We start from the raw sequence: 19,789 nt of genomic DNA on the forward strand, positions 1-19,789 counted from the left end.
CCGGGTGTGCGGCGGTACCGACCGTCGCCGCCCCGCTCCGCCGACCGGTGGAGGAGGCTCAAGGATGACGTCCGATTCCTTCCGGTCCGGCAACGACCCGTACGATCTCGAGCCGCCCCGCACCACCGGCCTGCTGGACATGCTGAGCGTGGCGGCGGTGGTTCTCGACGCCGAGGGACGCATCGTCTTCTGGACTCCGCAGGCCGAGGATCTGTTCGGCTACACCGCGGCGGAGGCCCTGGGCGCGTACGCGGCGCGGCTGTTCATCGACCCCGAGCATCTGCAGGCCGTCGTACGGCTGTTCGCGGAGGTGCTGGAGACCGGCCGCGGCTGGGCGGGGGCGTTTCCCGTCCGGCACAAGGACGGCAGCAGCCGTCTGGTGGAGTTCCGCAACATCCGGCTGCAGGACGACCTGGGGGACGTCTACGCCCTGGGCATCGTGGCCGACCACCAGCTTCTCCAGCGCGTCGAGACGGACCTCGCGCTGTGCGAGCGGCTCATCGACCAGTCCCCGATCGGTCTGGCCCTCGTCGACACCGATCTGCGGTACCTGCTCGTCAACCCGGCTCTGGAGCGCATCGACGGCATTCCCGCCGGGGACCACGTCGCGCGTCGGCTGCGGGAGGCGCTGCCCCTGCCCGACATCGACACCATCGAGTCGGCGCTGCGCCAGGTGATCGCCACCGGCACCCCGCTGCTCGACCAGTTCCACGTGGGCCGGCCGCCCACCGACCCCGACCACGAGCACGCGTGGTCGCTGTCCTTCTACCGGCTGGAGGATCCGGGCGGCAAGGTTCTCGGCGCGGCCCTCTCGCTGGTCGACGCGACCGAACGCCACCGTGCGGCCGCCGAGGCCGACCGGGCCCGCAGGCGCCTGGCGCTCATCGCCGACGCGTCCACGCACGTGGGCACCACGCTGGAGGTGGAGCGGACCGCCCGGGAACTCGCCGAGGTCGCCACGCCGGAACTCGCCGACGTGGTCGCCGTCGACATCCTCGACTCGGCACTGGCCTGCCGCCGCAGACGCCGGCCGGACGACGGGCCCGAACTCTTCCGCGCCCTCGCGCTGAAGGCCTCCCACCCCACCGTGGCGGAGCGCGCCGCCGACCCACCGGGCGACCTCACCACGTACGAGGGCGACCGTCTGGTCACCCTGTGCGTGCACAGCGGCCGGCCGGTCCTGGTACGGCACGTGGGCGAGCGCGATCTGCCGCGCATCGCCCGCAGCGCCGAGGCCTGCGCGCTCCTGGCCCGGGCCGGGGTGCACTCGTACCTGGCCGTTCCGCTGATCGCCCACGGCGAGGTGCTGGGCGCCCTGGACCTGAAGCGCACCCGCAATCCGCTCCCGTTCGACGAGGACGACGTCGTCCTCGCCGGCGAGCTGGCCGGCCGTGCCGCCGTGGCCATCGACAACGCGCGCTGGTTCCAGAGCGTGCGCAACACCGCCCTGACCCTCCAGCGCAGCCTGCTGCCCGACCATCCGCCCCGGCACCCCGGCCTGGAGCTGGCCTCGCGCTACCAGCCCGCGCAGGCCACCAGCGAGGTGGGCGGCGACTGGTACGACGTCATCCCCCTCACCGACGGCAAGACGGCGCTGGTCGTCGGAGACGTGATGGGCAACGGCATCGACGCGGCCGCCACCATGGGGCGGCTGCGCACCGCCACCTGCGCGTACGCGGATCTCGAACTCGACCCCGGCTCGGTGCTCCAGCACCTCGACAAGATCACCCGCGGCCTGGAGCACTACATCGTCACCTGCCTCTACGCCGTCTACGACCCCCGTACGGGCCAGTTCCGGATCGCCAACGCCGGCCACATGCCGCCCGCGCTGGCCGGCCCCGGGCATGAGCCCCGGCTGCTCGACCTGCCCACCGGGGCGCCGCTCGGCGTCGGCGGCGTGCCTTTCGAGACCACCACGACCGACCTGGTGCCCGGCGACATGCTGGTCCTCTACACGGACGGCCTCGTGGAGACCCGTCAGCACTCCATCGACGACCGTCTCGACGTGCTGCTCGGCTTCCTCGACGAGCCGGGGCGCCCCCTGGAGGAGACCTGCGACCTGCTCCTGCACGGCCTGCGCCACCCCGAGGACCACGACGACGTCGCCCTTCTCGTCGCCCGGACCGCGTAGGCGACGGTTCGTCGGACCGCTGTCCCCGCGCCGGTCCGACGCGCCTGTCGCCGGGCGGGCCCTCGGTGCTCCCCGCCCACCGCCTCGGCGGGACGGCCGGGTCCGGCGGCGGGATCCGTTCCGCCGCCGGACCCGGCGCGATCAGGCGGTCAGGAGCGCTGCCACAGTGCCGGGGCGGCCTCCGGCGATCCCGTGCCCTGCGCCTGGTGGTTCTGGAGGCACCGGTAGTCGACACCGCCGAAGGAGACGGTCTCCCCCACCTCGTAGACCCGGCCCGGGGCCCAGGTGTCGGTGGAGGCGCCCGGCTGCGGAGCGGGCGTCACGGCCTCGCCCGCGGTCTTCAGGGTCAGCCCGTACCGGCTCAGGAGGGGGTTGACCGGCTGGAAGAACGTGGTGCCGCCGCGCGTGCAGTCCCCCGAGCCGCCCGAGGTGACGCCCTGGGCCTGGGTCCCGGCCAGGAACGGCCCGCCGGAGTCGCCGGGTTCGGCGCACACCGTCGTCCGGGACAGGCCGTCGACGGTGCCGTCGGCGTAGGTGACGCTCACGTCGTGCTGCTCGACCGTGCCGCAGTGCCAGCCGCTGGTCGAGCCGGAGCGGCACACCGACGCGCCCACGAGCGCCCGGACCGACCCGGAGACCTGGACCTTCGTGTCTCCCTCCCCCCTCACGTCGGCGGTGGCGGTCCAGTCGCCGTTCACGCCCACCCAGGCCATGTCCTTGCCCGGGAAGTCGGACGCCTGGAACGTTCCCTGGTCGGTCCCGTCGGAGCCCGTCGTCGTGGCCCCGGCGCTGCCGCAGTGGCCCGCCGTGGCGAAGCCCTGCTGCTCCGCCCTGGTGACGGAGAAGCCCACGGAGCAGCGGGCCGTGTCGTCGATGTAGTAGGCCTCGCCGCCGACGATGTCCGCCATCGGGCGCGGGCGCTCGGCCGCCACCCGGATGCCGATGCCCTTGCCCTGGGCACCGGCCGCCTCGATGAAGGCGGTCGCGGCCGACCGGCTGGTCGCCTGGACCACGACCCGGTTCGCCCTGACGTCGACGTACCAGACCGGCGTCTCCGTGGTCCGGACCCGGCCGGCCGTCTCGTCGAGGGCGTTCTTGAGGGAGAGCAGGCCGCTGAGGGAGGTGGTGACGACGGCGGCCTGCGCGCCCTCGGCGCGGATCGCGGGTACGTCGGCCGCGTCGGTGGTGGCGACCGTGAGGCCGTCGGACGTCCGGCCGGTCACCCACGCCCCGGCGAAGCGCGCGCCCAGCGCGTTGTGGAGCCGGCCGGCCCGGGGGCCCGCCTCCGCTTCGTTGGCCAGGCGCGCGGTGGCCTGCCCGGGCGTCAGGCGCAGGTCGCGCTGGAGGGCGCTGAGCACCTCCCGCGGGGGTTGGTCGACACCGAGTGCGCGGGCGGCGGCGGGTCCGGGCCGTACGGGGTGCGACGGCTCGGCGGCCGCGACCGCCGGAACGGCCGCCAGGACGAGGGTGCCGACGGCGGTCAGGGCGGCGCGGCGTCTGCCGGCGGGGGGTCTGGCAACCATGCGGAGTGTCTCCTCGGGTCAGGGACGGATGACGCGAGGCCTTGCCCGTGGCACGCGAGGGGATGCCGGAGGCAGGAGGGTTTAGCGGCTTCGGGGGACGCCGGGGGCTGCCATGTGCAGTACACCGGCAGACGGGGCGGCTCCGACGCACCCCCGCCGCCGATCAACGGCGGTCCGCCACCACCCGCCGGTCCCGCGACAACCTCTTCGCCGCCGACGCCGGTCGGTCGGGGGCCGGTCGGCCGTCACCGTCCCACGGCCCGGTTCTGTTTGCTCCTGGCCTGTTCCTTGCCCTTGGCCGCCCCGGCCGGCGCCCGGGTCTTGCCGTGCGTCCGGGAACCGTCGGCCGCCGGGGGTTCCTGCGTCCGGTCGTCGGCCTCGCCGCCCTGCCCGGACGACGGGGTACGGGCCGCGGGGGTCGCGGCCGTGGTCTCGGCCGCGGCTGCGGCTGCGGCTGCGGCTGCGGAGGGGGCGTCGGAGGGGGCGTCGGAGGCCGGGCCGGCCGGCGTGTCCGGGACGGTCGCGGGCGGATTCACCGGCCCTGTGGCGGGCGGCGCGCCGGCACCGGGGTCCTGCGCACGCGGGGTGCCGTCGTCGGGCGCCGCTCCGATCGAGCCGGTCAGGGTGACGCCGAGCACGGCGGCCAGCGCGGCACCGGCCACCGCCAGGGTGCGCCCGCCCGGCCGGCGGGGAGCTGCGGGGAGCGCCGTCCGGCCCGCGGTGGCGCGGGACCCGCCGGTGTGGCCGAGGAGGGCGCCCCTGATGCCGGACGTCCCGGCCGCGCCGGTGGCGTCCCGTGTGTTCATGGCGGCCAGCGCACGGGCGCAGGAGGCGGCGCCGGGACGGGCTTCCGGGTCCTCGGCCGTCATGGCCGCCAGCAGGCCGGCCAGTTCGTCGTCGAGGAAGCGGGGCAGGGCCGGCGGACGGTGCAGCCGGGCGATCGCCGCCTGCAGCGGCGCGCCGGGGTACTCCAGTTCGCCCTTGACGCACTCCAGCAGGGTCAGGCCGAGGGCGTAGACGTCGGCGGCGGGCCCGGCCTGACGGGACATGACCTGTTCGGGTGCCAGGTAGGCCGCGGTGCCCTCCAGCACGTCGGGGGCCGTCTGCCCGGTGCCGTCGGTCGGGCGTGAGATTCCGAAGTCGGACAGGTGGGGCGCGCCGGCGGTGTCCAGGAGGATGTTGGACGGTTTGACGTCGCGGTGCACCACGCCGGCGGCGTGCACGTACGCGAGTGCTTCGGCGAGGGCTGAGCCGAGTTCGCGGACGGTGGCCGGGGGCAGGGCTCCGGCCCCTATGCGTGCGCGCAGTGTCGGTCCCTCGAGGAACTGCATGACCAGGAAGGGCAGCTCTTCGTCCCGGCCGGAGTCGTAGACGGTGACGAGGCCGGGGTGCTGGAGTCCGGCGAGCAGCACGGCCTCGTCGGTGAAACCCTTCTCCGACTGCGCCGCACCGCCCCGGAACACCTTGACCGCGACCCGCCGCCTGAGCCGGAGGTCGAAGCCCGCGTGGACGTCGGCGGCGCCGCCCCGCCCGACCAGGGAGCCCAGCCGGTAACGACCCGCCAGCACCCGCCCCTCGCGGGGGCGTTCCGCTACCGGGGGCCGGGGGTGTACGGACACGCGCTCCCCTGTCGCGGGGATGCGGGAGGTCGGAGATATCACGCAGCCCCGGGTACCCGTCCTTCGGCCACGCACTCCGACCCGCGATCGACTCCGACCGACTCCGACCGATTCCAACCGACTTCAACCGACTTGGGCATTCTGTGACCGATTCAGGAGGTTCCTGCCGATGAACCGTCAACGGGGTGCGGTGATGAAGGACTGGATCGCCGTGGCCGCGGCCCCGCGCGCCCACTCCTCGAAGGGCAGCGGCCTGGTCTGCACGTCGCACCGCGCGGCCGAACCGAACGCGGCGGCCGTGAACGCCTCACGGACGTGCTCGGCGAACAGGTCGTAGGCGGCCAGGCCCTCGCCGGAGATGATCACGCGGGAGGGCCCGAGCAGGTTGGCGACGGTGGCGATGCCGCGGCCGATGGCGTTCCCGGCCCTGGCGTACGCCTCGCGCGCCCCGGCGTCCCCGTGCCGCGCCCGGTCCACGGCCTCGGCGGTGCCCGCGACCTCGGTTCCGCCCGTCTCGCGGATGCGGGCGAGGATCGCCGCGTCCGCGGCGACGGCCTCCACGCAGCCGCGGTTGCCGCAGTGGCAGGGCGGCCCGTCCGGGTCGACGGTCACATGACCGATCTCGCCGGCCACACCGTGCGCTCCCGCGACCACCCGGCCGTGCACGACCAGGCCGCACCCGATGCCCGCGCCGACGGTGACCACCGCGAAGTCCGACAGGCCCACGCCGGCGCCGAACCACTGCTCGGCGACGGTGAGGGCCCGTACGTCGTTGTCGACGGTCACCGGCAACCCGGTGACGGCGGCGGCGAGTTCGGCCAGCGGGACCTCGCGCCACTCCAGGAACGGCGAGTACCGCACCACGCCCTCGGCGCGGTCGACGTCGCCGGAGACGGCGATGCCCAGGCCGGCCACCCGGACGCCGTAGCCCTCCGCCTCGGTGAGCAGCTCCTGCACGAGGTCCGCGGTCGCGGCGAGGACCGCCTCGGGGGCGCGGTCGGCCAGCGGTACGCGACGGTCGACGAGGCTGCGGCAGCACAGGTCGGTGAGCACGCCGATGATCTCGTCACCGGTCAGCTTCACGCCGATGAAGAGCGCGCGGCCACCGTCGACGCGCACCAGGCCGGCGGGCCGTCCGAGCGCCGGGGGGGCCTCCGCGTCCACATCCTCCACCAGATAGCCCGACTCGATCAGGGGACGGACGGCCTTGGTGACCGCGGCCGGGGACAGACCGGCCCGCCGGGCCACCTCCCGCCGGGTGAGGGGGCCGTGGGAGAGGACGGTGGTGAAGATGTGCGAGGCGGCCGGGGTGGCGGCGGGCAACGTCTCGGCGTCGGTGGGCGAGGGCATGGCCGGGAACCTAGGGCTCTTATTTTCCGCTGTCAATGAAAGAACTCGGTAAGCCTTGAAAGGCTGCCAGGACTTGTGATCTCCTTCGGAAGCCGCGATGAGGGCGGAGTCTTGACATGTGATCGAAGGTCACGCTTGGCTTTGCGTCACTTCGCCACTCTTTCGTCCGTTCATCCATGTGAGGCCCGATACCGATGATCTCCTTCTCCCCGGACACCGGGATCTGGCTGCTGACCACCCCGCGGACGTCGTACGCCCTGCGGATCGACGAGACGGGCGCTCCCTGCCATCTGGCGTGGGGGCCGCGGCTGACGCTCCCGGAGGCGGAGGAGCTCCTCGTCCCCGCCGGGTCGGCGGGCGACAGCTTCGAGGGGCGGCCGGCGGTGGGCGAGGAACTCCCCGTCGACGGCGGCACCCGCTTCGGCCCGCCCTCCCTCCAGGTCCGCCACGCCGACGGCTCCCGCGCCTTCGAGTGGGAGCCCGTCGGACACCGGGTGCACGAGCCCGCGCCCGGCAGCGCCGAACTCGTCCTGGAGTTCCGCGACCGCCTCTACCCCCTGCACGTGGCGCTCCACTACCGGGTGCGCGAGGACACCGACGTCATCGAACGCCGGACCGTGCTGCGCAACGCCGGGGACCGGCGCGTCGAGCTCCTGCGGGCCGACTCCGCCGCCTGGACGCTGCCCGTCCTGCCCGACTACCGGCTCAGCCACGTCACCGGGCAGTGGTCCGCCGAGAGCCAGCTGCGCCGGGACGCCCTTCCGTACGGTGAGACCGTGCTGACCAGCAGGCGCGGCATCACCAGCCACCACGCCAACCCGTGGGTGATGCTCGACGCGGGCGACGCCACCGAGGACCGCGGACGGGTGTGGAGCGCCGCCCTCGCCTGGTCCGGAACCTGGCGCGTCACCGTGCAGCGCACCCCCGACGGGCGGGCCGGCTGGACCGGCGGCGCCGGTCACGAGGGCACGAGCCTGCCGCTCGCTCCCGGCGAGGAGCACGCCACCCCCGTGTTCGCCGGCCTGTGCACCGACGGCGGGTTCGGCGCCGCGAGCCGCGCCTGGCACGCGTACACGCTCGCGCACGTCCTGCCGCGCGGCCGGGAGACCGCGCCGGTGCTCTACAACTCGTGGGAGGCCACCGGCTTCGACGTCGACGAGGCGAGCCAGAAGGCCCTCGCCGAACGGGCCGCCGCACTGGGAGTCGAGCTGTACGTCGTCGACGACGGCTGGTTCGGCTCGCGCCGCAGCGACCGCGCCGGTCTCGGCGACTGGACGCCGGCGCCCGACCGCTTCCCCGACGGGCTCGGCCCACTGTCCGACGCCGTGCACGCGCTCGGCATGCGGTTCGGCATCTGGGTGGAGCCGGAGATGGTCAACCCCGACAGCGACCTGTACCGCGAACACCCCGACTGGGTCCTGCACATCCCCGGCCGGGTCCGCAGCGAGCTGCGCAACCAGCTCGTCCTCAACTTCGCCCGCGACGACGTGGCCGACTGGGCGTACCGGTGGCTGACCCGGCTGGTCGGCGACCACGCCGTCGACTTCCTGAAGTGGGACATGAACCGCGCCTTCAGCGAGGCGGGCTGGCCCGGCGCCGCCCCGGACGGCGACCGGCTGTGGAGCGCGTACGTCACCCACCTGTACGGCGTCCTGGACCGGCTGCGCGCCGACCATCCGGGGCTGCGGATCGAGACGTGCAGCGGGGGCGGCGGGCGCGTCGACCTCGGTATCCTCGCGCGCACCGACCAGGCCTGGGCGTCGGACAACACCGACGCCGTCGACCGCCTGGTCATCCAGCACGGCTTCGGCCAGGTCTACCCCGCCCGCGCGATGTCCGCCTGGGTGACCGACGTGCCGAACCAGGTCACCGGCCGCACGGTGCCGTTGCGGTTCCGCTTCCACTCCGCCATGGCCGGGCTGCTGGGCATCGGCGGCGACCTCACCCACTGGTCGGAGGAGGAACTGGCCGAGGGCGCGGAGCTGGTGGCCGAGTACAAGAAGGTGCGCCACCTCGTGCAGCACGGTGCGCTGTACCGGCTGTCCGAGCCGCTCGGCGACCGTCCGACGGTGGTGCAGTACGTCGCCGAGGACGCCGCCGAGCTGCTCGTGCTGGCCTGGCAGCGCGGGCCCCGGCACGGCAGCCCGCGCCTCCCCGTGCGCCTGCCGGCGCTCACGCCCGGCGCCCGCTACCGGGACACCCGCACCGGCACCGTGCACCACGCCACCGTCCTCGCCGAGTACGGCCTCCACCTCGACCTGCCGCGGGGCGACTGGTCGAGCACGGCCGTCCACCTGGTCCGTACGGACTGACGAGGGACGACGGGACGGAGACGACCCGAGGAGCCGCGAGCGGGGGCGTGACACCGGCCCCCGCTCGGGGGACCGGGCGTCAGGACACGCGCGCCTGCACGTACGGCACCAGGCGCACCGGTCCGACCAGGCCGTGGTCCTGGCGGGCGACGCCGCCGAACACGGCGGGCTGCGCCACCCGGAGACGGTTGATCAACGGGGTCGCCACCTCCACCTCGACGACGTTGGCACCGGGCCGCAGCAGGGCGGTGCCGAGGTCGACGACGGGGTGCAGCCGGTCCACCGGGTCGAGCCGTACGCCGTTGACGCTCACCCGGCAGGTGTCGCTGACCTGGCCGAGCTCCAGACGGGCGCCGTGGGAGGCGGTCCAGTCGGCGGGGAGGTCGAGGATCGTGCGGTAGCGGCCGATCCCCGCGCTGTCCGCCAGTTCGGGGATGCGCGACCAGGGCAGCAGCGCGTCCAGCGTCACGGCGACCTCGACGCGTTCGGTGCGGGTCGCACCGGTGCCGGGCCGCCAGTCCTCGACGTCGAGCCGCCACCGGTCCGGGGTGATCACCGCGGGGACGGCACGGACCGTCGTGGTGACCGGCCGCCCCCGGTCCGGTCGGGTCGTGTACGTACCGGGTGCGCTCGCCCGGACGACGAGCCCCTCGTCGGTGAACAGGGCCTCGTCGGCATCGGTGGCGACGACGTGCGGGCGGGAGCCGTGGCGGTCCCCGAAGAGTCCGGGCCGGCCCAGCGCGACGACGGCCGTCTCCCCCGGCTGGAGGGCGATCCGCAGGGTGAAGTCGTCGCCGTCCCGGGTGTACCGGGCGAGCCGGACGGCCTCGCCCGACCAGGCGTCCAGGAGGTAGGGCACGGCGGTGCCGGACCCGGTGCGGCGCAGCGTCACCTCGTGGTCGATCGCCGCGACGGCCGGCTTCACGGTCTCCGCGTGCTTGCCGTTGCAGAGGTAGTAGAAGTCCGCCTCGGGGGTCGCCCGGTGGGCGTTGAGGAGGGTGGAGGGGGTGCTGTGGCGGACGTCCGGTGTGACGCCGAGCCGGTTCAGGGCGTCGCCGACGAGCGCCTTGTCGGTGACGCGGGCGACGTTCGGCAGGGCGAGCAGCCGGGCGAGGACGTCCCGCAGCCGGTCGGTCTCGCCGTCCGCGGGCACGCCCGGCGTCAGTGCCTGGTCGAAGGCGCCGAGCAGCACCACGGGCAGCCCGGCCCCGGCGAGGGCGAGCACCTTGCGGGCGTCGTCGAGGGCGAGGGTGGGCGTGGAGCCGTAGAAGAAGTCGCCCTCGACGAAGAGGGCCTTGTACGCCGGGCCGTCGGGCGCCAGGCGGCCCTCGCGCACGGTGGCGGAGGGCAGGTCGAGCAGCGGTCCGCTGAGGAACTGGTGGGTCCAGCCGAGCGGGACGCCCGTCGCGGTGAACCAGGAGGCGCCGATGCCGGTGGCGGTGTAGCCGGTCTGCCGCAGGATCGCCACGTCGGCCCGGACGGTGCCCGACTGGAGCACCCGGTGCACCCGGCCGAGGTAGCCGGCGACGTCGGCCACGTGCCGCCAGGTCGGCTGCCGCGGCCCCCAGGACTCGCCGTAGCCGGAGGTGCCGTTGTACGGGCTGAACGCGGCGAAGCCGGGCCAGCTCACCTGGGGTGCGGTGGCGTACGAGAAGCCGTGCAGGACCGTCTGGTTGACGCCCGCCGCGTAGGCGCCGCCCATGGTGCGCAGGAAGCGGTCCCAGGTCGTGCTGTACGCGGACCCGTTGTAGGCGCCCGCCTCGCAGGACAGGACGGTGTGCCCGGCCATGTCCCGGCCGCCGGCCAGGCAGCGGTAGTCGTCGAGGTTCTTGAAGCCGAGGGACTCGCCCTCGGCGATGTCGAGCAGGGCGGCCGAGGCGATGGCGTCGGTCTGCAGGCCGTACGGCTGGGCGCGCAGTTCCATGCCGAGGGAGTGCGCCCAGTCCCGCAGGGCGCGGACGTGGTGCCGGTTGAACAGGTCGGACACGGTCGCCCAGAAGTCGTGCCGGATCTGCCGGGTGAGCTGGGCCTCGAACGCGAAGACCTGGTTGCTGTTGTCGAGCACGACCACCGGCAGGTACGGCAGGAGCGGCCGTCCCGTGCGCTTCTCGAAGGCCTCCGGCAGCGCGGAGGTCCAGCACAGTCCGTCGGTCTCCAGTTCCACGGAGTCCTCGAAGAAGGCGCCGCCCGCCGCCTTCAGCAGCTCGCGCAGCCGGGCCGTCAGGATCTCGCGCTCCCAGTGGCCGGTGACGGCCGCCGTGCCCGCGGCACTGAAGTGGTCGACGACGTAGGCCGCGGGCGCGGAGTGCGGCCCGGACTCGGGCTGCTGTCCCGAGCCGCGCCGCCAGTAGGAGATCAGCACCCAGTCGCCGCCCCCCGGCGCCGTCCAGGACAGAGCGCCGTCGGTGACCAGCGAGGTCAGGTCGCGGACGCTGGCGGGGTCGAGGCCGGTCTCCTTGCGGGTGGAGTTGGCGGTGTCGACGCGGGCCGCCTGCACGGCGAGGAGCCGCTGCCGGGTGACGCCGGAGGCGGGCGCGTGGACGGGCGGGGGTACCGGGCCCTCGTACACCGCTCCGCCGGCCACGGCGGCCCGGCCGTGGGCGAGTTCCTGCGCGGCCGCCTCGTCGTCGGGAGTGACGCCGGGGACCGCGACGGGCCAACTGGGGCCCAGGGTGAGGTCGACGGTGACGCCGCGTCTGGCGGCTCTGCTCAGAGCCGCCTCGACGCCGTCCCGCCAGGCTCCGCCGCCCCAGCCGTGCCGGGCGGTGTCCAGGACGGACTTGTCCTTGATGCTGTGGTGGACGGCGGCGATCTCCATGCCGCCGAAGCCGGCGTCCGCGATCTGGTCGATCTCGCGGGCGATCTCGTCCGGGTCGACCAGTCCGTCCGGCCACCACCAGCGGAACTTGGGGCGCACGGACCGCGGGGGCTTCGCGAACCAGTCGGCACCGGGGCCGGCGTCCGCGACCGCGGTCCCCGTGGCTTCGGTCGCGGGGAGCGCGGTCGCGGGGGCGGCGGCCGCCGCGCCGGGCAGGGCGCCGAGGACCGTCGCCCCGGCCCCCGCCGCCAGTCCCGCGGCCAGGGCCGTCCGCCGGGGTATGCCGCCGCTCTGCGTCATGCCTTCATCCATGGTGCGCCTCGAGTCCGGGAGAACAACTCATGATTGAATCGTTTCAATCATGATCGACGCCGGAACGCTAAACCGCCGGTCGGATCAGGTCAAGGGGTCGCGCACGGTCGATCGCCCCCGGTCCGCGGGCACGCTCCCGCCCCGAAGCCCTAGGGAGCGGGCCTCCGGATCCAGTCGAGCGTGCGGACGAAGAGGTCGTCGACCTGCTCGTCGGGCAGGCCGTGCCAGACGTGGTCGGCGCCGGGGACCGTCCACAGGTCGACCGGGACGCCCGCCTCCGCCAGCCGGGCGGCCAGGGCGCGGCTGTGGTCGCAGTCGACCATGGAGTCGTCCTCGCCGTGGACCAGCAGGAAGGGCGGCGCACCGGGCCGGACCTGAGCCGAGGGACTTGCCTCGCAGGCGAGTTGCGGCACGTCGGCGGGGGCCGCCCCGAGGAGCAGCGCCTCCGGCGAGTCGGCGCCCTGCCGGGTGAGGTCGCTGGGCGCGTACCAGGCGACGGCGCCCTTCAGCCGGGACACCCCTTCGGACAGGGCGAGCAGGGCGGCGAGATGCCCGCCGGCCGATTCGCCCCACACGGTCGCCCGGTCGGCGTCCGCGCCGAGTTCGGGGGCGCGCAGGGCGAGCCAGCGCAGGGCGGCGCGCAGGTCGTCCAGCGGGGCAGGGAAGACGGCCTCGCCGCTGAGCCGGTAGTCGACGGAGGCGACGGCCAGTCCGGCGGCGGCGATCCGGGCGAAGGGGCCGGGCTTCCAGCCCCGCGTCCGGTACCCCATGTCCTCGCGCCTTCCCCGGCGCCAGGCCCCGCCGTGCACGAACAGCACGAGCGGGACGGACGGCCCGCCGGGGCGGTGTTCCGGAAGCCACAGGTCGAGTTCGAGCGGCCGCGCCCCCGGCACGTCCGCGTAGGGGACGCCGCGCAGGAGGCGGACCCCGCCCTCCAGGTGTGCGGCCGGGGGCAGCGGGGCCTCGTCCGGGTGGGGGGCCGCGATGAGGGCGAGCAGGTCGGGACGCGCGGTCACGGGGTGCGCCACTGGTGGTCGGGCAGGAACCGCACGTCGTACTGCTGGGGCACGGTGGCGAACTTGCTCCGTTCCGGGACGTACGGCGAGGCGGGCAGGCCGGGGCCCTCCACGGGCGTGCCGAGGTTCTCGAAGAAGCGCTCGAACGTGCCGCCGGGGCCGGCGGCGACGCCGACGATCCGGCTGCCGTGGCGCTCGATGCGGTAGGCGTGGGGGCAGTTCTTCGGGACGAAGCCGAAGTCGCCGTTGGTCAGGAGCTTCTCGTACTGTTCGCCCGCGGTGTCCTCGACGAACAGCCGCACCGCGCCGTCCGTGACGAAGAAGACCTCGTAGGTGTCCGGGTGGAGGTGGGCCGGGATGGTGTCGCCCTTGGGGCCCTCGCAGGTGAAGAAGTTGAACGTGTTCTCCGTCTGCTCGCCGCCCGCGTAGACGGTGAACAGGTCGGTGAACAGCAGGGCGCGGTCACCCATGCCCCGCTCGATGAAGTACGGCTTGCCCGGGTCGGGCGGGATCTGCGAGGCACGGCGGTACTGGGTGGCGTACTCGATGGTCACGATTCTCCTCGGTGGTGCGGCGGTCGCGGACGTGCGGCGATCACGGCGACGCTGAATGTCAGCCAGGCTGACATAATGGTTCGGGAGCGTGCAAGACTTCGCTGACTTTTTCTTCGTCCGACCCTGGGGAGCGCATGGACGCCGGACGCCGCAGCCTGCCGCAACTGCTGGGCGAGGCCCGTCGGTGGTTCGACGACGCCCTGCTGGCGGCCCTCGAAGCGGACGGCGCCGAACCGGTGTCGTCGACCCAGCTGCAACTGTTCGCGGTCCTCGACGAGCGGGGCACGACGGTGTCCGAGCTGGCCCGCCGGATGGGCGTCACCCGGCAGACCGCGCACAAGGCCGTGCACACCCTGGTCGCCCTGGGCCTGCTGGAGCAGGTCCCCCACCCCGCCTCGGCCCGGCAGCTGCTCATCCGCCGGACCCCCGCGGGCCGGCGCGCGCACGACCGCGCGACGGCCGCCCTCGACGCGCTCGAACGCACGCTGGCCGAGCGCATCGGCGGCCGGTCGGTGCGGGAGCTGCGGGCCGTGCTGGAGATGCCCTGGGGCGAGCCTCCGGAACCGCCCGGCCCGACGGGCTGAGCCGAGCGGCGCCACGAGGGGGAATGATGCCGCGTCAGAGCGATCCGGTCCCGGGCCGAAGGCGGGGTGCCGAGGGAGGCGTGGACAAATAGTCTCTGCGCAGATAATCTCTCCGAAGATAATCTTCTTGACGGGGAGGCCACTGATGTGGACGTATGAGCACAGCATCGAGACCGGCGCCGCACCTGAGGCGATCTGGGGCCTGTGGGCCGACGTCGGGAACTGGGGAGCCTGGAACGCCGACATCGCGAGCACCCGGATCAGCGGCCCGTTCGAGGCGGGCGCCGAGATCGTGATGACCCCGGCGGGGCAGGACCCGGTACACCTGCTCGTCGCCGAGGCGACCGTCAACGAACTGTTCGTGGACGAGGCCCGCTTCGACGGGCTGCTCCTGCGCACCGTCCACCGGCTCGACGAGGGCCGGCGAGGCCGCACTCGGGTGACCTACCGGATGGAGATCACCGGAACCGGCGCCGACCGGCTCGGCCCGCAGATCGGTCCGGCCATCATCGCGGACTGGCCGGAGACCATGGCCGCCCTGGTCGAACGGGCAGAGGGCTGATGGCCCTCAGCCCCGGCGACAGCCCCGGCTTCCTGCTCTGGCACGCCACGCTGCGCTGGCAACGCGACATCGCCGCCGCTCTCGGCCCCTTGGATCTCACCCATGTCCAGTTCGTTCTCCTCGCCTGCACCTGGTGGCTGAACGCACGCGGCGAACACCCCAACCAGCTGGCCGTGGCCCGCCAGGCAGGCACGGACGTCAAGATGACCTCGCAGGTCCTGCGCGCCCTGGAGACCAAGGGACTGATCGAGCGCGAGGTCGACCCCGCCGACACCCGCGCCAAACGGCTGCGCGTCACCAGCACCGGCGCCGAACTGGCCCCGCGCGCGATCGCCGCCGTCGAGAACGTCGACGCACGCTTCTTCCAGCCGGTGGCGCACGACGACGCCGTGACCCTGCTCAGCCGTCTGGCCAACCCCGAGCCCTGAGGTCCGACGCGGACGCCGCCGCCGGGCGGTGTCCGCGTCCCCCTCCGGGACGGCCGCCCTGGCCGACCGCAGGCGGTCCGGTCGGCCGAGGACGCGCTCGAACGCTCCCGGCACCGCTCCTGGATCTTCATCACCGACCCCGGTTCGCGCACCAGGGCCGGACGCGTCCTGGGGATCCGTCCGCCCGCGCCCGGCAGGACCACCCACTCGGACCGGACCACGCACCGGAATCGGCCCGTTCGTGGACCCGGTCGCCCGGGGTCCACGAGCCAGGAGCCGTACGCGAGCGCGAAGCGCGTGTTCCGGATCGTCGACAACGGCTCCTCCCCGTGCGGCAAGAGGGCCGCCGACCGGCTGGCCGCCGCGTTCCCGAACACGGTGACGGTGCACGCGTCCCTCCACGCCTCACGGACGGACCAGGTCGCGGCGGGGGCACCCGGCACCTCGGGTGGCCCCGCCGCGAGCCCGGTCCGGGCGTGCGGTCAGCTCGGGGTGCAGGAGACCGTCGGCCAGGTCCAGTTGCCGTTGGGCTGCACGGTGACGCCCCAGTTGTTGCCGCTGCCGTCGGGTTTCGCGGTCAGCACCTGACTGCTGGGGTAGGCGGCACTGACGTTCCAGGTGGAGAGGATCTTCGCCGGCGACGGGACGTTCATCGTCACCGTCCAGTTGCTCGACCCGCTCACCGACACGTTCAGGTTGTACCGGTCACCCCACTGCTGACCCGCCGAAAGAGTCGCGGAACAACCGGCACCACCACCGCCCCCGCCTCCCCCGCCGCCCGAACCGCTGTCGCCCAGCGTGATGTCGGAGCTTCCGCTGCTCTGGTATCCCTCGGTGGCGAGGATCATGTAGTTGAAGGTGCCCAGGCTCATTCCGGCGCGGGCCCAGGCGTCGAAGTGGTTGCCCGTGGTGATGGTTCCGCCGGTCCGCTTCGACTGCCGGACGCTCCAGTACTGGTTGAAGGTGCGGGTGCCTTCGATCGAGGGGGCGTTGTACCGCGTGGTCTGGTAGATGTCGTAGGTGCCGCCGTCGCTGGTGACGGTGCCCTTGAAGGTGCCGGTGGGCCGGTAGGTTCCCCAGTTGTCGACGATGTAGTACTCCACGAGCGGGTTGGTCGACCATCCGTAGAGCGCCAGATAGGCGTTGCCGGACGGGTTGAAGGTGCCGGAGTAGGTCACGGCCCTGCGGCCGCCGGTGCTCCAGCCCTTGCCGGCGACGAAGTTTCCGGTGTTGCGCCACGAGGTGCCGTAGCTGCCGCCGGAGCCCAGGTTCATGGACACGGTCCCGGCGCTGTCGGTCCAGAACGAGTAGTAGTAGCCGTTGTCGGTGCCGGTCCGGTTCGACGTGACGACGGTGTCCGCGTGGGCGGCTCCCGGCAGCAGCATCGCCACCACGGCGGCCAGGGCGACGGCCCAGGCACTTCGGACGAGCGTGCGGAACCGCCCGCGTCCGCGGCTCTTCGGATGGATGAACGCGGTCATGTACGCGCCTCTTCCTTCGGGGACGGGAATGGCGAAAGTGTTGAGCTGCCCCCGTCGGCAGTCAACAGTTTCGGTAATCATTTCGAAACGTTCGAAGGAGAATTGGGGGCGTTCAAGGGCGATATTCCAGCAGACCAGAGCTCTCACCAGGGTGATCGCCGTACATGAGCACGACAGAGAAGGGACGATGGAGATCCATTGGCGAGGTGCACTGGATCCGAAACATTCGGACTGCTTCCGGACCGGTCCCGGAGAACGCTTTTCGGCCGGTCACCACGGGGAACCCGGTCTGCCCACCCCTCCCCCGAGGACGAGGAGGTCCACGTGACGGACGAGCATCGCAGGCAGCAGGACCCCACCACCCAGCACCCGCGGCCCGATTTCCCCTCCCAGGACCAGCCGCATCCCGGCTGGACCGGACCGATGGATCCGCCGCCCGACCACGGCGAGGAGTCCTACCGCGGTTCCGGCCGGCTGGAGGGCCGCAGGGCGGTCATCACGGGCGGGGACTCCGGCATCGGGCGGGCGGTCGCCCTCGCCTACGCCCGCGAGGGCGCCGACGTGCTGTTCACTCACCTCGCCGAGGAGGAGGACGACGCGCGCGAGACGGCCCGGCTGATCGAGGACGCCGGGCGCAAGGCCGTCGCCGTCCCGTGCGACATCCGCGAGGAGAGCCGGTGCAGGGCGCTGATCGACCGGGCGGTCGCGGAGTTCGGAGGGATCGACATCCTGGTCAACAACGCGGCGTACCAGATGTCCCAGCCGGACGGCATCGAGGCGATCACCACCGAGCAGTTCGACCGCGTCCTGCGCACCAACCTCTACGGCATGTTCTGGCTCACCAAGTTCGCGCTGCCGCACATGCCGGAGGGCGCCTGCGTCATCAACTCCACGTCCGTGCAGGCGTACAAGCCCAGCCCGCACCTGCTCGACTACGCGATGACGAAGGGCGCGATCGTCACCTTCACGCAGGGGCTGGCGCAGATGGTCGCGGAGCGCGGCATCCGCGTCAACGCGGTCGCGCCGGGCCCGGTGTGGACGCCCCTGATCCCGGCGACGATGCCCGACACGACCGAGTTCGGCAAGCAGAGCCCGCTGGGCCGTCCGGCGCAGCCGGCCGAGCTGGCTCCCGCCTACGTCTACCTCGCCTCGCAGGAGGCCGGCTTCATCACCGCCGAGATCCTCAACGCCACCGGGGGCACACCGCTGCCCTGACGGCGGGCGGTGGGAGGAGCCGGTCGGCGAGGGCCCGCCGGCCGCGCTCAGTCGCGCAGTGCGGTGTGCAGGCGGACGGTCGTCCCCTCCTCGGGGGTGGACCGGATCTCGACGAGGTCGCAGAGATGGTGCGCCAGCCACAGTCCGCGGCCGCCGACCTGTGCGGCGTCCGGGCCGGTCCGCCCCGCGAGGGGGTCGTCCAGGTGGCCGCGGTCGCGGAACTCGCAGATCATGCGGTCGTCCTCGACCCAGGTCCGGAGCACTCCGTGGCCGCCGCCGTGCTTGATGCTGTTGCCCGCGATCTCCGTGGCGGCGAGGGACAGTTCCCTCAGCCGCGAGCCGTCCAGACCGTGCCGCCGGGCACACTCGGCGATCTTCGCGCGCACCGCGGACAGGTCTCCCACCGTATAGCGCATCTCCTCGTACGGGTCGCACGGCCGGTCGAGGGGATCGAACGGGTAGGCCGCCTCCGCGTCGTACCCGTCGCTCGCCTGCGAGCGGCCGTCGCGGCGCACCTCGGGATGACAGCGCGCCATCGCCTTCAGGTCGGCGTGCCCGCCGTCGGCGTCGTACGGGCACAGCAGCCACCAGGCGGGGCTGTGGGCGAAGGCCTTGTTCAGCAGCCACTCGTAGTACTGCAGTTCGCGCACCTCGGCGCGGCTGCGGGCGGCCTCCCAGGGCGACTCGCCGATGCCCCGCACGGGCCTGCCCTCGGCGGTGTGCTCCCCTATCCACCGCTGCCAGGCGGCGATGAGCCGGCCGGGATGGTGGGCGACGGCGCCGGTGTCGACGAAGCGGACCGCCGAGAGCCGGGGAAGCTCCGCGCGCAGCAGCGTCACCTTGTCGTTCGGCACGGCCACGACGACGGCCTCGTCCCCGTCGAGCGCCTCGTGGATGAAGTCCAGGGTGCCGTCGAGGAACTCCTGACGGCCCCGGTAGGGATACAGCTCGTGCCGGTATCCCGTAGGGGTGGCCGCGGACTCCCGCGGAGAGGACATGGTCATGGCACCATCACCACGGGTACCTCCGGTACGGCGTATCCCGAGAGCCTCCAGCTCAGGCGCACGGTCTCGTTGGCCCCCTCGATGATCACCACTCGCTCCGGCAGAAATCTGGCGGCGTCGGCCAGGGCGCGCATGCCGGCCGCGTCGAAGAACTCGAGATCGTGGCATATCAGGCGGAGGGTCACGGCGTGCGCGACCAGGCCGCGCAGTACGGCACCGAACGCCGCGGCACCTTCGGAATCGATCACTCCGCTCACCGTCCAGCGGCCCTCTCCGGTTGTGTACACCCGGAACTCAGGCGCTGCGGGTCGGCTGCCCACGTGGTGCGGATGCACACACCTGACTTGGTCGAGTGTCGGTGGGTCCCAGTCTGCGGGCCGATAGGTGCACAACACCATCGCACCACTGTCCGCGGCGAACTCCTCGAGATCCAGTTCGCTCTGCAGCATGGTGTCGCGCCGGCCGTCACGGTGGTCGGCCGTCACATGCCGCAGGATGCGCAGGGCCCGGAAACCCTCGCGTCCGGCGCTCGCGGCCTCCCTGCGCACCGCGGCCAGCAGGGAGGAGCCGTCCAGCCGGGCCGGATCCAGGACGACGCGGGCCGGCGTGTCGGCGATCTCCGGAGCGGGACGGTCGTCCGTGCCGACGATGACCAGCTTGTCGCCGAAGAGGGCGCCGTCGGCCACGAAGGCGCGGCTGCGCTCCGTGATGTTCTCGGCCGGTTCCAGGAACTGACAGACGTGGTCGCCGCTCTCCACGTCGTCCAGCGTCGCCAGGTTGCGCGCCGCTCTCACCGGTCTCCCCTCGTTCACCCTTTCACCCTACTGGCCCAGGCCGCGGCCCCGGTGGAGCACTGCGTGCATCCGGACGGCCGACAGGC

Annotated in this window: 15 protein-coding genes; 6 read left to right on the plus strand and 9 right to left on the minus strand. The window is 73.4% G+C overall.

The window, feature by feature from the left end; genetic code table 11:
• The first annotated feature begins 64 nt into the window (after window positions 1-64).
• Window positions 65-2,131: a SpoIIE family protein phosphatase gene (locus AB0N31_RS24680; protein WP_366060582.1), complete on the plus strand. Its 2,067-nt coding sequence runs from the start codon at window positions 65-67 to the stop codon at window positions 2,129-2,131.
• A 149-nt stretch (window positions 2,132-2,280) separates the two neighbouring features.
• Here the strand turns inward: AB0N31_RS24680 and AB0N31_RS24685 are convergent, their stop codons facing one another.
• The 3 genes from AB0N31_RS24685 to AB0N31_RS24695 form a co-directional block, all read right to left on the minus strand.
• Window positions 2,281-3,654 (minus strand): trypsin-like serine protease, encoded by a 1,374-nt coding sequence (locus tag AB0N31_RS24685; protein ID WP_366060583.1) that lies wholly within the window; start codon window positions 3,652-3,654, stop codon window positions 2,281-2,283.
• 245 nt (window positions 3,655-3,899) lie between these two features.
• Window positions 3,900-5,273: a serine/threonine-protein kinase gene (locus AB0N31_RS24690; RefSeq protein WP_366060584.1), complete on the minus strand. Its 1,374-nt coding sequence runs from the start codon at window positions 5,271-5,273 to the stop codon at window positions 3,900-3,902.
• 177 nt (window positions 5,274-5,450) lie between these two features.
• On the minus strand, window positions 5,451-6,623 hold the full coding sequence (locus tag AB0N31_RS24695; protein ID WP_366060585.1) for an ROK family transcriptional regulator: 1,173 nt from the start codon (window positions 6,621-6,623) through the stop codon (window positions 5,451-5,453).
• Between the two features lie 188 nt (window positions 6,624-6,811).
• On the opposite strand from AB0N31_RS24695, the gene AB0N31_RS24700 reads away from it, so the two are divergent.
• Complete coding sequence (locus AB0N31_RS24700; RefSeq protein WP_366060638.1) at window positions 6,812-8,935, plus strand: alpha-galactosidase; 2,124 nt, start codon at window positions 6,812-6,814, stop codon at window positions 8,933-8,935.
• 79 nt (window positions 8,936-9,014) lie between these two features.
• Here the strand turns inward: AB0N31_RS24700 and AB0N31_RS24705 are convergent, their stop codons facing one another.
• The 3 genes from AB0N31_RS24705 to AB0N31_RS24715 form a co-directional block, all read right to left on the minus strand.
• Window positions 9,015-12,065, minus strand: coding sequence for a glycosyl hydrolase (locus tag AB0N31_RS24705; RefSeq protein ID WP_366060586.1), 3,051 nt, complete (start codon window positions 12,063-12,065; stop codon window positions 9,015-9,017).
• Between the two features lie 149 nt (window positions 12,066-12,214).
• Window positions 12,215-13,081 carry an alpha/beta hydrolase gene (locus tag AB0N31_RS24710; protein WP_366060587.1) on the minus strand — a complete coding sequence of 289 codons (867 nt, stop codon included), beginning with the start codon at window positions 13,079-13,081 and terminating at the stop codon, window positions 12,215-12,217.
• Complete coding sequence (locus tag AB0N31_RS24715; RefSeq protein ID WP_366060588.1) at window positions 13,078-13,635, minus strand: quercetin 2,3-dioxygenase; 558 nt, start codon at window positions 13,633-13,635, stop codon at window positions 13,078-13,080. The genes AB0N31_RS24710 and AB0N31_RS24715 overlap by 4 nt, the downstream gene beginning before the upstream one ends.
• A gap of 134 nt (window positions 13,636-13,769) precedes the next feature.
• On the opposite strand from AB0N31_RS24715, the gene AB0N31_RS24720 reads away from it, so the two are divergent.
• The 3 genes from AB0N31_RS24720 to AB0N31_RS24730 all read left to right on the plus strand — a co-directional run bounded on the left by AB0N31_RS24720 (window position 13,770) and on the right by AB0N31_RS24730 (window position 15,209).
• Window positions 13,770-14,219 carry a MarR family transcriptional regulator gene (locus AB0N31_RS24720; RefSeq protein ID WP_366060589.1) on the plus strand — a complete coding sequence of 150 codons (450 nt, stop codon included), beginning with the start codon at window positions 13,770-13,772 and terminating at the stop codon, window positions 14,217-14,219.
• Between the two features lie 145 nt (window positions 14,220-14,364).
• On the plus strand, window positions 14,365-14,781 hold the full coding sequence (locus AB0N31_RS24725; protein ID WP_366060590.1) for a polyketide cyclase: 417 nt from the start codon (window positions 14,365-14,367) through the stop codon (window positions 14,779-14,781).
• Window positions 14,781-15,209 carry a MarR family transcriptional regulator gene (locus AB0N31_RS24730; RefSeq protein WP_366060591.1) on the plus strand — a complete coding sequence of 143 codons (429 nt, stop codon included), beginning with the start codon at window positions 14,781-14,783 and terminating at the stop codon, window positions 15,207-15,209. The genes AB0N31_RS24725 and AB0N31_RS24730 overlap by 1 nt, the downstream gene beginning before the upstream one ends.
• A 482-nt stretch (window positions 15,210-15,691) precedes the next feature.
• On the opposite strand, the gene AB0N31_RS24735 is transcribed toward AB0N31_RS24730, so the two are convergent.
• Entirely contained in the window at window positions 15,692-16,690 is a 999-nt protein-coding gene (locus AB0N31_RS24735; protein WP_366060592.1) for a glycoside hydrolase family 11 protein, read from the minus strand.
• Window positions 16,691-17,014: 324 nt separating this feature from the next.
• Between AB0N31_RS24735 and AB0N31_RS24740 the strand changes: the two genes are divergently transcribed.
• The gene (locus tag AB0N31_RS24740; protein WP_366060593.1) at window positions 17,015-17,905 is read left to right on the plus strand and encodes an SDR family oxidoreductase; all 891 of its coding nucleotides are present in this window, start codon (window positions 17,015-17,017) and stop codon (window positions 17,903-17,905) included.
• Window positions 17,906-17,952: 47 nt separating this feature from the next.
• Here the strand turns inward: AB0N31_RS24740 and AB0N31_RS24745 are convergent, their stop codons facing one another.
• Window positions 17,953-18,909, minus strand: a complete 957-nt coding sequence (locus tag AB0N31_RS24745; RefSeq protein WP_366060594.1) for a sensor histidine kinase — start codon at window positions 18,907-18,909, stop codon at window positions 17,953-17,955.
• The gene (locus AB0N31_RS24750) at window positions 18,906-19,721 is read right to left on the minus strand and encodes an MEDS domain-containing protein (RefSeq protein ID WP_366060595.1); all 816 of its coding nucleotides are present in this window, start codon (window positions 19,719-19,721) and stop codon (window positions 18,906-18,908) included. The genes AB0N31_RS24745 and AB0N31_RS24750 overlap by 4 nt, the downstream gene beginning before the upstream one ends.
• Window positions 19,722-19,789 lie beyond the last annotated feature (68 nt).

This window comes from Streptomyces sp. NPDC051051, assembly GCF_040682975.1.
Lineage (GTDB): Bacteria > Actinomycetota > Actinomycetes > Streptomycetales > Streptomycetaceae > Streptomyces.

Coding starts and splice junctions, on each gene's coding strand:
- AB0N31_RS24680 (WP_366060582.1), top strand. CDS start 65: ATGACGTCCGATTCCTTCCGGTCCGGCAACGACCCGTACGATCTCGAG.
- AB0N31_RS24685 (WP_366060583.1), bottom strand. CDS start 3,654: ATGGTTGCCAGACCCCCCGCCGGCAGACGCCGCGCCGCCCTGACCGCC.
- AB0N31_RS24695 (WP_366060585.1), bottom strand. CDS start 6,623: ATGCCCTCGCCCACCGACGCCGAGACGTTGCCCGCCGCCACCCCGGCC.
- AB0N31_RS24705 (WP_366060586.1), bottom strand. CDS start 12,065: ATGGATGAAGGCATGACGCAGAGCGGCGGCATACCCCGGCGGACGGCC.
- AB0N31_RS24720 (WP_366060589.1), top strand. CDS start 13,770: ATGGACGCCGGACGCCGCAGCCTGCCGCAACTGCTGGGCGAGGCCCGT.
- AB0N31_RS24725 (WP_366060590.1), top strand. CDS start 14,365: ATGTGGACGTATGAGCACAGCATCGAGACCGGCGCCGCACCTGAGGCG.
- AB0N31_RS24730 (WP_366060591.1), top strand. CDS start 14,781: ATGGCCCTCAGCCCCGGCGACAGCCCCGGCTTCCTGCTCTGGCACGCC.
- AB0N31_RS24735 (WP_366060592.1), bottom strand. CDS start 16,690: ATGACCGCGTTCATCCATCCGAAGAGCCGCGGACGCGGGCGGTTCCGC.
- AB0N31_RS24745 (WP_366060594.1), bottom strand. CDS start 18,909: ATGACCATGTCCTCTCCGCGGGAGTCCGCGGCCACCCCTACGGGATAC.